This is a genomic window from uncultured Collinsella sp. (assembly GCF_959026545.1).
Lineage (GTDB): Bacteria > Actinomycetota > Coriobacteriia > Coriobacteriales > Coriobacteriaceae > Collinsella.
Window position 1 is genome coordinate 105,280 of sequence record NZ_CAUFLV010000004.1, and the last position, 12,725, is coordinate 118,004.

Consider the following 12,725-nt stretch of genomic DNA (forward strand, 5'->3'; position numbering starts at 1 on the left):
GGTTCAGCCTACTTGGCGATATCGATGGCGCGGCTCTCGCGGATCACGACAACGCGAACCTGGCCGGGATACTCCATCTCCTCTTCGATCTGCTGGGCGATGTCGTGAGCCAAGACAGTCGATTCGGCGTCGGAGACCTTGTCGGGCTGGACCATGACGTGGACCTCGCGGCCCGCCTGCATGGCGTAAGTGCGCTCGACGCCGTCATGAGAGTTGGCGATCTCCTCCAGCTTCTCAAGACGCTTGATGTAGTTCTCAGCGGATTCACGGCGTGCCCCAGGGCGAGACGCCGAAATGGCGTCACCTGCCTGAACGAGGACGTCGAGGACCGTATTGGGATCGGTATCGCCATGATGTGCCTCGATGGCGTGGACGATCGCGGGCTTCTCGCCGTAACGGCGCGCGAGCTCGGCGCCGATAACCGCGTGCGGGCCCTCAACCTCGTGGTCGATGGCTTTGCCCAGGTCGTGCAACAGGCCGGCACGCTTAGCGGTCAGGACATCGACGCCGAGTTCTGCGGCCATGATGGCGCACAGATCGGCGACCTCGAGCGAATGGCGCAGCACGTTTTGTCCAAAGGACGTGCGGTAGCGAAGGGCACCGAGCGTCTTGACGATCTCGGGATGCAGGTCGTGAATGCCCATGTCGAAGGCAGCCTGCTCGCCTGCCTCGCGCACACGCTGCTGAACGAGGTCTGCGGCTTTCTGGTACATCTCCTCGATACGGGCCGGATGAATGCGGCCATCGGCGATGAGATTCTCCAGTGCCACGCGTGCCGTCTCACGACGAACGGGATCGAAGCTGGAGAGTACGACGGTTTCAGGCGTATCGTCAATGACGAGATTGACGCCGGACACCTGCTCGAACGTACGGATATTGCGGCCCTCGCGGCCAATGATGCGGCCCTTGAGGTCATCAGAGGGAATGTGCACAGACGTGACCGTCACCTCTGCGGTGTGGTCGGAAGCGCAACGCTGGATGGCGAGAGAAATGATTTCCTGAGCGGTCTTATGGCACTCGGCCTTGACCTTCTGCTCGGACTCGCGAATGATCGTAGCGGCCTCATGCGTGACCTCGCCGCGGACCTTGTCGAGCAGCTCGGCATGCGCGTCATCGCGCGTGAGCTCCGAGATACGCTCAAGCTCACTTGTCTGGCGAGCGAAGAGTTCCTCAAGCTCACGGGAGCGCTTGTCGATTTGGCCCTGCTGGCTGGAAAGCTGATGCTCGCGCTTGTCGAGGGCGTCGTTGCGCCGATCAAGGGACTCCTCACGCTGCATTACGCGGTTTTCCAGAACGCGAATCTCCTTTTTGCGCTGGGCGTCCTCTGCCTCGGCGGCCTGCTTGCTCTGGAGGATCTCCTCCTTGGCTTCGAGCAGGGCCTCTTTCTTGAGGGTCTCGGCGGTGCGCTTGGCATCGGCGACGACCTGCTCGGCCTCGCTGTGCGCGCTCTGGATCTTTGACTCTGCCTCGCGAACGCTGCCGTTCTTGGAGTTGCGCATGACCATGACGGCCACAACGACACCAAGAATAAGGCAGACGGCGCCGACGAGTATGGACTCAACGGGCATGACGACTCCTTAAAGTGATTCAAGTGCGAAAACCAACGCCGGCAAAAGCACGACGCGGGACATTTGCAGGATATGGTCCACCAAAGGGGATATGAAATCGTTCCGATAGAAGATATCGTCAATCTCATCACCGAGGATGAGCGCATAGCAAACAAATGACGTATCTATCCTACGTTGAAGCAGGGGAATTGTCAAAAGCGTGCTCAGTCTTCGGCATCCATTCGCAGACGAGCGGCGCAGGCGGCGACGGAGTAGGAGAAGCCCTTACCCATGAGGTGCCGAACGAGCTTTTCGAAGGCACGCGCTTCGGGTATGGTTTTGCGTTCCAAAAGCCCGAGGGCGCGCTCGACATCGTCCTCTTCGGAAAAGAACTCGTCGGGGTAGCCAGGGATATCATCGCGCGAAACACCACGGAGCGAAAGCTCTCGTTCTATCTTGGACCTCCCCCACCCGCGCCGCTTTCGCTCCTCAATGAAATAAGTAGCGAAGCGGGCGTCATTGATGAACCTGAGCCGAGAGGCCCGCTCGATGCATGCGTTGATCTCCTCATCCCGATACCCGTAGAGTTTCAGCTTGTCGTGCAGCTCGCCCGAGGCGTAATCACGACGCGAGAGCATTTCGGTCATGAGCGTAAAGCAGACGCGCCGCTCAAGATCGTGGATGGCATCGAAGGCTTGGTCTTCCTCAAGGGGAAGCGCAATGGGATCACCCATGAGAATCCGACCCACGCGAACGGGGACGACAATCTCACGCGTGCTCCCATTCTCCATATGGCAATGCACTTCCGCCATGGGCTTTCTTGGTGAAAACGAACTCGAGGCGCGCTTTCGATCGGGAAGGCGCACCTCGATTTCGGACATGAGCAATGACATATGGGGGCGCTACAAAGTCTCAGGGGCGACTTGGACATCCCCGTCCTGCTCGACAATCGTACCCACGGGCTCATCCTCAAACTCGAGACCGCACATAACGCGAACCTTATGATCGAGCTCATTCATGAGCTCAGGGTTCTTGCGGAGCTTATCTTTTGCGGCTTCGCGGCCTTGACCCAGACGATCGCCATCATAGGTATACCAGGCACCTGACTTGCTGACGATCTCATATTGGACCGCCATATCCAAAACGGAGCCCTCTTTGGAGATGCCGGTTCCATACATGATGTCGAACTCGGCGGTGCGGAACGGCGCGGCGACCTTGTTCTTCACGACCTTGGCACGCACACGGTTGCCCACGATCTCATCTTTGACCTTGATACTCTCGATACGACGGATATCGATGCGAACACTCGAGAAGAACTTGAGCGCGCGACCACCCGTCGTCGTCTCAGGATTACCAAACATGACGCCGATTTTCTCGCGCAACTGATTGATGAAGATGCACGTCGTGTTCGACTTCGCAAGGGAGCCTGCGAGCTTACGCAGAGCCTGGCTCATCAGACGCGCTTGCAAGCCAACCGTGGTCTCACCGATCTCGCCCTCGATCTCGGCACGCGGCACGAGCGCGGCGACGGAGTCGATAACCACGACGTCGATCGCACCCGAGCGAACGAGCATGTCGCAGATTTCAAGTGCCTGCTCGCCCGTATCGGGCTGAGATATCAGAACCTCGTCGATATCGACGCCGATGCGCGCGGCGTACGTGGGATCGAGAGCGTGCTCGGCGTCGATGAACGCGGCAACGCCGCCCATCGCCTGCGCTTCGGCGAGAATCTCAAGGGATAGCGTGGTCTTACCGGAAGATTCGGGACCGTATATCTCCACGATGCGTCCGCGCGGAACGCCTCCGATGCCCAAAGCGGCATCGAGCGCGAGGGCACCCGTCGGGATCGCCTCCACCTCGAGTTCGGGACCCCCGTCCCCATACCGCATAATGGAGCCATCTCCAAATTTTTTCACGATCTCAGCCTTGGTGACCTCGATCATCTTCTCACGCTCTTTGCCCGTGGTGCGCTCGTGGATCACGCGCGCCGGCCCTGAGTTCTTGGCCATTGATCCTCCTTGATGTTGTATGGTTTGATAGTACGCGAACGGATGTTCGTGGTCAATACCATCTGAGGAAATCATATGCGGTGCATCCGACAGATCGCAGGGCATGTTCCGACTGCGGCCTGACACGAAATGGCGTGACTTCTCACAACGGCAGGTAGGGCAGCGCGACCAGACGTCAACTCGAGGCTATGGGCAGTCAAAAGACCTCGTAATTCACATATACGAGCAGCAGTTGATCAACTCATCCAGCGCAAACAGCGCGGCACGTGCGCGTACCTCATTGCGGTCGCCCTCGAACGAACAGCGCACACAGCGTGTCGCCCCGCGATCGCATACTCCGATATATACGGTACCGGCGGGGTCGTCCTCGGTTCCCCCACCGGGGCCGGCATACCCCGTAAGGCTGACAGCAATATCCGCATCGAAAAGGGACCGGGCACCTTCCGCCATCGCGCGGGCGCACGGTTCGCTCACGGCCGTGAACTCCTTGAGCACCTCGCAGGGAACGCCCAACACGCGATGCTTGACCTCATCGCAATACGTGACCGCGCCACCGCGAAGCACGGTGCTGGCACCGGGTATCCCCGCGATGCTCGAGGCGACCATGCCCGCCGTGCACGACTCGGCCGTCGCGACCGTCACACCCCGCGCGGTCGCCTTCTCAACCAATTCTTGAGCACGGTCGACGATTTCTCGATCCAGCGTGAGTCTATCCATGACCCTTCCTTTCGATGACAAAGGACCGCTCATGTGATTCGCCCCGCGCCCACAAGAGGGCACAGGGCGAATCACATCAAATCTTAGACAGCAGTCCTACACGCGGAAAATCACGTGGCGGGCGTTCCAGAAGTACTGGGCACCCGAAACGACGGTGAGTACCACGGCAGCTACCATTGTAGCCCTGGCAACAATCTGGACTATGAGGGCGACCTGCGAAACACCAGCCGGAGAGGTCCAGAACGTCAGAGCGATGGCAAGCAGGAAGGCGCACAGTGACACCATGGTAACGGCGGTCTTACATTTACCGAGCTTATCCGCTGCGATGACCTCGCCGTTGGCGCTCGCCACCATACGAAGGGCGCTGACCAAGAATTCACGCAGCAAGATGATGAAGACGAACCACACATTCACGAAGCCGTGCTCCAGCAAGATAAGAAGCGCGGAGAACACGAGGAGCTTGTCCGCGATGGGATCGAGGAACTTACCGAAATCGGTAACCTCGCCGCGCTTGCGAGCCAAATCGCCGTCGACCTTGTCGGTGGCACTCAAAATCAAGTATAGAGCGAACGCGAAAAATGCCCAGGTGGCAGCAGCGGTCGAGGCGGAACCGTTAGACCCCTGCATGGCGCTGAACGAAGCCTCGCTCGCGATCATGAACAGCGGTATGAACACGATGCGCACGCAGGTGATGACATTGGCGGGCGTCCAGATGCTCGTGATCTCCTTGCCCTTGGCGTTTACGGCCATGCGCTACTCCTCAACGACCTCTCCGACGAGCTCATAGCAGAAACTGTCGGTAAACCTTACCTTTAGAATATCGCCCACGGCAGCCTCGGACACCTCGAGATGGACCGCGCCATCGGAGTCGGGGGCCTGGAACCACGCGTGGCCGATGAGCTCGGGGCCTTCATCGGTCTCCTCGATACCATCGACGATGACCTCGGCGACCTCGCCCACACGCGCAGCGGTCGCGGCAAAGCCGAGAGACTCGGCAAGGTCCATGGCAGCCTGCGTGCGCTCGAGCTTAATGTCTTCGGGAACCTGGCCTTCCATCTTCGCAGCGCGCGTACCTTCCTCGGGCGAATACGGAAAAACGCTCGTGTAATCAAAGCCCTCTCGGTCCATGAAGGCGAGCATCTCCTCAGCCTCCTCGTCGGTCTCACCAGGGAAGCCGACCAAGCTTGTGGTGCGGATGACCATGCCGGGAATCTGGGAGCGCAGCGTTGCGAACAACTTGGAAAGCTCTTCCGTCGAGCCGCTCCGGTGCATCGCCTTCAGAATGCGCGCATTGCAGTGCTGCACGGGAATATCGATGTACGGCAAGATCTCGGGCGTATCGCGAATGGCAGCAACGAGCTCATCCGTCATCCCCTCGGGCTGCAGATAGAGCACGCGCACCCAAACATGATGGGGACGAACAGCCTCTGCGACGGCGACCATGAGCTGGGCCAAGTTGGCAGGCCCTTCGACCTCTCCCGTAAAATCGCTCCCCCAGATGCCCGTATCCTGGCCAATCAGTACGATCTCGCGCACACCGCCCGCAACGAGGTCGCGAACTTCGGCGAGAATGCTCTCAGCCGTACGAGAGTTGTACCGACCGCGGATATAGGGAATCGCGCAGAAGCTGCAGAAGCGATCGCAGCCATCGGAGATCTTGACGTAGGCGACGGCGCTCTCCACCGTGCGCTTGACCGTAGGAATGAACGGAAGCGAATCGCGCTCGATGCCAAGGACTTCGTCCATGACAGCGACGATTCCGTCCTCCTCATCGGTGCGGACGAACGCGGCAACCTCCGGCAGCTCTTCGGGAAGCTCGTCGCCGTATCGAGAGGGAACGCAGCCGCACATGACGATCCTTGTGTCGCGGACGCCATCGGCGACATCCTCGGCGAGCGCCAACGTGGTCTCAATGCTCTCAGACGTGGCCGAGGCGAGGAACGAGCACGTGTTGATGATGACCGCATCGGCGTCTGCGGCCTCGAACACCTCCTCGTAGCCCGCACCGTTTAAAAGCGAGCGCATACGGTCGGTGTCGACTTCGTTCTTGGCGCAGCCGAGCGTGATGTAAAGAATAGAGGCGTGAGCCATCACATGGTCCTAACGATAGTTGGTGAACTGAAGCGGCTGGCCATAGTCCTGATTGCGCAAAAAGCCGATGACCTGCTGGAGGGCATCCTTCGAGGCGCTCGAGACGCGAAGTTTATCGGCCTCAATGGTGACCTTGACCTTGAGCTTCTGGTCCTTGATGTCTTTGTTGATCTTCTTGGCAGTCGTCTGGTCGATTCCCTCGACGATATGGCCGAGGAGACGGACGGAGCCACCGGAAGCCGCCTGGGGATCATCCCACTTGACCGCCTTGACGTCGACGCCGCGCTTAATGAGCTTGCCCGAAAGCACATCGATGATCTGTCGAGCGACGAAATCCGCGGGTGCGTTGAGCGTAAAGAGCTTGTCGGCCTTGGAAAGCTCGATTGTGGCACCCGAATCCTTCAGATCGTAGCGTTGTGCAAGTTCGCGTGAGGTTTGCTGGAAGGCGTTGTCGACCTCCTGCATATTGACTTCGGAAACGACGTCGAAGCTGGAATCTTTTGCCATGGTGCGGCTCCTTATCTCATGCGCCCGTTCGGGCGGGGTTACTGCGACTCGCTGGAAGAACTGCCATCGGAAACGGTGATGCCCGCCTCTTTAGCCTCCGCTGCGGTCATGTCTGGCGTGCCGTCTCCATCGCTGTCGATGACCTTCTCGTCGGATTCATCCGTTTGGGGAGCGGTGATGGACACCTTCCCGACACCGGACACCTTGGTATCGTAGCGGACTTTCTCCCCGTTCTTGTAAACGGCAACGTCACTCGGGGAATCCGTGGTGATGTCGATCTGGCTGGATACGGTGAACTCCTGCTCAAAGGGGCCAACGACCTGCTTGCCGAGGACGATCTTGCCATCGAGCTTGACTTCGACCCAGGCAACCGTGCCCTTTTCCTTGAGCGCGACCTTCACGACCGTCTCCGTGGGCTCGCTACTCGCGGAATCTTTGCCATCTGTCATGTCGCCGCCTTCTGAGTCCTGAGAGGCGCCCGCCTTGGAATCAGAAGAGGACGTGTCCTCAGTGCCGTCGTCTTGACCCGTATCGACCTGGGAGGTGCTCGGCGCACTCGAACCCGCCTTCGCATCTTCCTTGGGCGTGCACCCACGTAGGAGAAGAGTCACGCAAAGAACGATCAAGACCAGCAGGATGGCACCAGCAGCCAAGAGGATGCGTGGATCGAATGAAGGCTGGGGGGCGCGGTGCGGAGCGCCACCGGAACGCGGAGGCCTTCCGCCCCCACGCGCCCCATTCCCTCGACGGGGATCGCCATACGAATCGGAACGATTGCGTTGCTGACCATATGCCGCCCTGCGCGGATCGCGCGGGTCGCCGGCATATCGCGGGCGGCGACCGCCACACGGCGCCATCCCGTCGGACGAACGGCCACCGGGCCCGTAGGCACCCTCCCTTCCATTCGTGCGAGAACGAAGCGAGGGGTCATATCCCCTATCCGGTGAGGGACGGCGGCTGGTGGCCGGTCGCAACCGTGAAGAGGACAGGGGTTCATGCGATGAATTGGCCTCGGACACATACCCCGCTTGCGGCGGTCGCTGTGCAAAACGCGATGTCGTCGTCGAGTTGACCATCATATACCTGCCCGATGCGTTCGAGCTACGCGGGCTGGCATCTGCGGCGGCATCCTGGAAACGTCCCACGCTCCCACCACCGTGCTCATACTCATGAAGCGCATCGAAATACGCCTCGATGACGTCACGCGGGTTGAGACCGAGATAACGGGCATAGCTCGAGATCATCCCCTGGGCATACCCGCGCGGGGGCATGGCGGCGAAATTCTCCGTTTCGAAGTACTCTATGATCTGCGGACGAATTTTTACGATATTGGAGACCTGCTGGATTGAGGCGCCCATCTGACGACGGCGCTCTAGAAGCATGTCGCCGAAATGACGGCTCATTTACATCCCTCCAAAAATCTCATCTTCGCTCAAGGGTTCCTCGACGGCGCGAAGAGCCGCAAGCCCCTCCTCGTCGTAAAGGACCTCGCGAGGCTTAGACCCATCGGGTGGCCCGACGATGCCCTTCTCTTCAAGCATATCCATGATGCGCCCAGCACGGGCATATCCTACTTTGAGACGACGCTGCAGACCGGAGGTCGAGCCGAGCTGGGTCTCGACGACGATCTGTGCCGCATCCCATAGCAGGGGGTCATCTTCGCTCGGGGCCTCGTTATAAAATCCTCCCCCGCCGCCGGACATCGTCGCCGGGGCGACTGCAGAGAGGATCTCCTCGTGATAGTCGGGCGCGCCCTGCTCCTTGACGAATTCGACGACACTGTTGATCTCATCGTCCGATACGAAGCAGCCTTGGATACGCTTGGGCTTGCCCCAATCAACCTTGGAGAACAACATATCGCCGTAACCGGTGAGCTTTTCGGCACCCATCTGGTCGATGATGACGCGACTGTCGATTCCCGTCGCGACATTGAACGCGATGCGATTCGTGATGTTCGCCTTGATGAGGCCCGTCACGACGTTTGAGCTGGGGCGCTGCGTGGCGACGATGAGGTGGATACCCGCCGCGCGTCCGAGCTGGGCGATGCGGACAATCGAAGCCTCGACGTCCTTGCCAGCCACCATCATGAGATCGGAGAGCTCGTCGATGATGATGACGAGATAAGGCATCTTGGCAGGCGGATTGTCGTAATGCTCGAATGCTCCCGCCGCTTGCTTCTCATTGAACGTCGAGATCTTGCGGACCCCCAGGCGCTCAAACACCTTGAGGCGCCGCTCCATTTCGGACACCGCCCACTGCAGGGCGCTCGCCGCCTGCTTGGGCTCCGTCACGACGGGAACATACAGGTGCGGCAACCCATTGTAGCCGGATAGCTCCACGCGCTTAGGATCGACCATGATCAGGCGCACATCCTCGGGCAAGCTACGCATGAGCAGGGCCATGATAATGGAGTTGATCATCACGGACTTACCAGAGCCCGTGGTACCCGCGATGAGCAGATGGGGCATCTTGGCGAGGTCGGCCACGATGGGCTGGCCCTCGGCATCTCTACCGATCGCGAGCTCGAGCGGACCACCCTGGACGTAAGGCAGCACGTCGCCGAGATTGACGTTTTGCCGTTTCGCGTTGGGAATTTCGATGCCCACGAGCGAGGTGCCGGGAATCGGGGCGAAGATGCGGACCGATTGGGCGGCGAGCGACAGCGCGATATCGTCCTCGAGATTGGAGATACGGCTCACGCGTTCTCCCTCACCGGGCTGCACCTTGAAGGTGGTGACAGTAGGGCCCGATATCCAACCGACAACGCGGGAATGAAGGCCGAACTCGTTGAGGGTGGACTGCAGGGAGTTGGCAGTCTGCTCAAGTTCCCCCTCAGACGAAGCGGAAGATGCGGAATGAGGATTATGGCGCAGCATGCTGAGCGGAGGCAGCTGCAACTCTCCCTCTGCCGTGGCGGTATCGTCCGAGGCGTCACGCACGGAAGACATGGCGGCCTGCTTTGGGCTGTCAGCAGAAGCGTTGGCGTTCCTGAGGAACTCGGGAATTGCCGGCCCCTTCGGAGTATCCGCCGCATCGAACGGCGGAATTTCGGGATCGACGGCGTCGGAGGCATCATCGGCTGCGGCGTCCGGTTCGCAGTCCCGCTTCTCATCGATGAACGTGTCACGAACGGGAATGAGCGTCGTTTTGGCCTGCTCTGCGGCGACCTGCTCACTCACATCGACGAAGGGGTCTTCATCAACCTCGTCATCGACGGGCGGGCGAAGCACACTCGTCTCGCGCGCGCCCAAGAACGTGGTCTCGGCAGTATCGAGATCATCGAAAAGCGTTTGTTGATCGGCTGCAGCACCACCGCGGGAGGAAGGCATGCGACGCTGGGCCTGGGCGTGCTCGGCGTCCTCGCCCCACGGCATGTCATTCACATCCACACGACGGCGCTCGGCGAGTCTCCGCGCACGGTCTGCGGCCATCTCGAAAAAGGAACTCACGGAGAACCCAATTATCACAAGGCCGACGATGACGAGGCCGACCAGGACCACCATCGAGATCGTCTTGCCGAGCGCGGCTTGAAGCGCGCTGGCGATGAATGCACCTAGATAGCCACCGGACGTAATAAGCGCGGCGGTCTCGAACATGCCGGCGGTTGCGTAATCGGTTCCAGGAACCATAAGCGAAAGCATGGAAAGCACACAGACGAACATAAGCCCGCCGCCGGCGAGCGTGCGCACATTCAGCGGGGTCTTCTCACGCAAGAATAGACCGCCGGCGAACATGAGGAGTACAAACGGCAGCACATAGGCACCAAGGCCGAAACCGAGGTGGTAAAAACTGGCTATTGCGTGCGAGACGGGTGCCGAAGAGGGCGAGACGACGGCGATGAAGGATACGACGGCGACGACCGCGAGCACGATCCCCGTGATATCGCGACCGACGGATGAATCCATCAACGGCTCGAAGGCGGGCTCTTGCACGGCCGCCTTCGAACCATTCGCGCGAAGGTTGCGCGACGGTTGCTTGGCACCGGCGCGCTTGCCCGCGGCACCTCCCTTTTTGTTCGTGGCTGCGTTTGCGCGAGGCAACCTACACCTCCATGACGACCGGAATGATCATCGGCCGCGTGCGATTGTTGTTCCAGATGAAATTGGATAACGCGTCGCGGACAGCCTTGCGGATGGCATCCGTACCCGAACTGGAGAAGTTGAACGAACCCTTCTCGATCGCGCGCTGGATGGCGGCGGAGGCGTCGGCGGAGAACTGGTCATCGATGGGGAACGAGACACCGCGTCCAGAGAACTCGAGATCGCCGATCTTCTTGCGCTTCATATCGAGCATGGCGACGACGGTGACCATGCCATCGCTTGCCAGTTTCTGACGGTCGCGCAGCACGATGGGATCGGTGTCGCCAATGCGGAGTCCATCGACGTACACGACGCCGGACTCGACGGCGCGCCCGCGCTTGACGCGGCCATCGCGCATCTCGAGCGTATCGCCGTTATCGACGACGAAGATGTTCTTGGACGGAATGCCCATCTTCTGGCCGAGGGCGGCGTGCGCGCGCAGGTGCACGGCCTCACCGTGCACGGGCATGAAGAAGGTGGGCTTGGTGAGCGCCAGCATGAGCTTGAGCTCCTCCTGGCTCGCATGGCCGGAGACATGCACCAGCGCACGGCTCTTGTCGTACACGTCGCAGCCGAGCTTTGCGAGGCTGTTGACGACCTGTTGAACGGCCTTCTCATTGCCGGGGACAGGCGTTGCGGAGATGATCACCGTATCGCCCTCATGGATGGAGAGCGTCTTGTGCTCGCCGTTGGCCATGCGGGAAAGCGCCGAGAGCGGCTCGCCCTGGGAGCCGGTGCACATGACCACGATCTTATCCTCGGGCAGACCATTGATGTCGAAAGCATCGACAAGGTCGTGCTCGTCAACGTTTAGGTACCCGAGCTCACGGGCGACGCGCGTGTTCGTGAGCATGGAGCGACCCGTGACCACGATCTTGCGGTTGCACTTCTTGGCGGCGTTGCAAATCTGCTGCAGACGATGGATATGGCTCGAGAAGGACGCGACGAACACACGTCCCTTGGCGTTCTTGATGATATGCAGCAGCGAGGGGCCGACCTCCGCCTCGGATTTGGTGAAACCAGGGACCGTGGCGTTGGTGGAGTCGGACAGCAACAGATCGACGCCCTGCTTACCAAAGCGGGCGATGGCGCCATAGTCGGGCGTCACACCGTCGATGGGCGTCTGGTCGAGCTTGAAGTCTCCCGTATGCACCACGGTGCCCGCCGGCGTCTTGAGAAACACGCCGAGCGCGCCGGGAATGGAGTGCGTCGTTGAGAAGAACTCGATCGAGAAACAGCCGAGGTTGACATGGCTGCCGCCCTTGACCTCACGGAACTTGGGCGCGCGGATGCGAAACTCGGAGAGCTTTCCCTCGATGAAGCCGAGCGTGAGCTTGCTCGAGAAGATGGGGACCTTGGTGTTGAGGTCCTGGAGAAGATACGGCAGGGCACCGGTATGGTCCTCGTGGCCGTGCGTGACGATGATGCCACGCAGCTTGTGCTCGTTCTCGAGTACATAGGTGTAGTCGGGCAGGACCAGGTCGATACCGGGCTGATTGTCGTCGGGGAACATGAGGCCCGCGTCGATAAGAACCATGTCCTCACCGCACTCGAAGGCGGTCATGTTCTTGCCAATACCGTCAAGGCCGCCCAGGGGAATGACCTTGAGCGCGGCAGAAGAGGTCTTCTTGTTGTTTGCCATAAGCGAATTGTTTCCTTTCGTTTGAGCTTCATACAAAAACGATGGGGCGCACCCATCGTACTGGTCTAAATAACCAACGTCGGTTCGAGAGGTCCGGCGCATCCCGTTTTATTGTAACGGGCTTGCAACGGCA

General features: G+C 60.1%; 10 protein-coding genes. All 10 read right to left on the reverse strand.

Going from position 1 to position 12,725, the window contains the following annotated elements; genetic code table 11:
• Positions 1–8 precede the first annotated feature (8 nt).
• Positions 9–1,568, reverse strand: a complete 1,560-nt coding sequence (rny, locus tag Q5Q88_RS03365) for a ribonuclease Y (RefSeq protein ID WP_294122116.1) — start codon at positions 1,566–1,568, stop codon at positions 9–11.
• A gap of 203 nt (positions 1,569–1,771) precedes the next feature.
• Positions 1,772–2,359, reverse strand: coding sequence for a regulatory protein RecX (locus Q5Q88_RS03370; RefSeq protein WP_302741768.1), 588 nt, complete (start codon positions 2,357–2,359; stop codon positions 1,772–1,774).
• 90 nt (positions 2,360–2,449) lie between these two features.
• Complete coding sequence (gene recA / locus Q5Q88_RS03375; RefSeq protein WP_302741770.1) at positions 2,450–3,556, reverse strand: recombinase RecA; 1,107 nt, start codon at positions 3,554–3,556, stop codon at positions 2,450–2,452.
• 213 nt (positions 3,557–3,769) lie between these two features.
• Positions 3,770–4,273 carry a CinA family protein gene (locus Q5Q88_RS03380; protein ID WP_294122110.1) on the reverse strand — a complete coding sequence of 168 codons (504 nt, stop codon included), beginning with the start codon at positions 4,271–4,273 and terminating at the stop codon, positions 3,770–3,772.
• A 96-nt stretch (positions 4,274–4,369) separates the two neighbouring features.
• Positions 4,370–5,023 carry a CDP-diacylglycerol--glycerol-3-phosphate 3-phosphatidyltransferase gene (pgsA, locus tag Q5Q88_RS03385; RefSeq protein WP_294122108.1) on the reverse strand — a complete coding sequence of 218 codons (654 nt, stop codon included), beginning with the start codon at positions 5,021–5,023 and terminating at the stop codon, positions 4,370–4,372.
• 3 nt (positions 5,024–5,026) lie between these two features.
• Positions 5,027–6,364 (reverse strand): 30S ribosomal protein S12 methylthiotransferase RimO, encoded by a 1,338-nt coding sequence (gene rimO, locus Q5Q88_RS03390; RefSeq protein WP_302741772.1) that lies wholly within the window; start codon positions 6,362–6,364, stop codon positions 5,027–5,029.
• Positions 6,365–6,373: 9 nt separating this feature from the next.
• Positions 6,374–6,871 carry a YajQ family cyclic di-GMP-binding protein gene (locus Q5Q88_RS03395; protein ID WP_294158604.1) on the reverse strand — a complete coding sequence of 166 codons (498 nt, stop codon included), beginning with the start codon at positions 6,869–6,871 and terminating at the stop codon, positions 6,374–6,376.
• 38 nt (positions 6,872–6,909) lie between these two features.
• Positions 6,910–8,274 carry a RodZ family helix-turn-helix domain-containing protein gene (locus Q5Q88_RS03400; protein ID WP_302741775.1) on the reverse strand — a complete coding sequence of 455 codons (1,365 nt, stop codon included), beginning with the start codon at positions 8,272–8,274 and terminating at the stop codon, positions 6,910–6,912.
• Positions 8,275–10,911 (reverse strand): DNA translocase FtsK, encoded by a 2,637-nt coding sequence (locus tag Q5Q88_RS03405; RefSeq protein WP_302741777.1) that lies wholly within the window; start codon positions 10,909–10,911, stop codon positions 8,275–8,277.
• Between the two features lies 1 nt (position 10,912).
• Entirely contained in the window at positions 10,913–12,592 is a 1,680-nt protein-coding gene (locus Q5Q88_RS03410; protein WP_294122094.1) for a ribonuclease J, read from the reverse strand.
• Between the last annotated feature and the right edge of the window lie 133 nt (positions 12,593–12,725).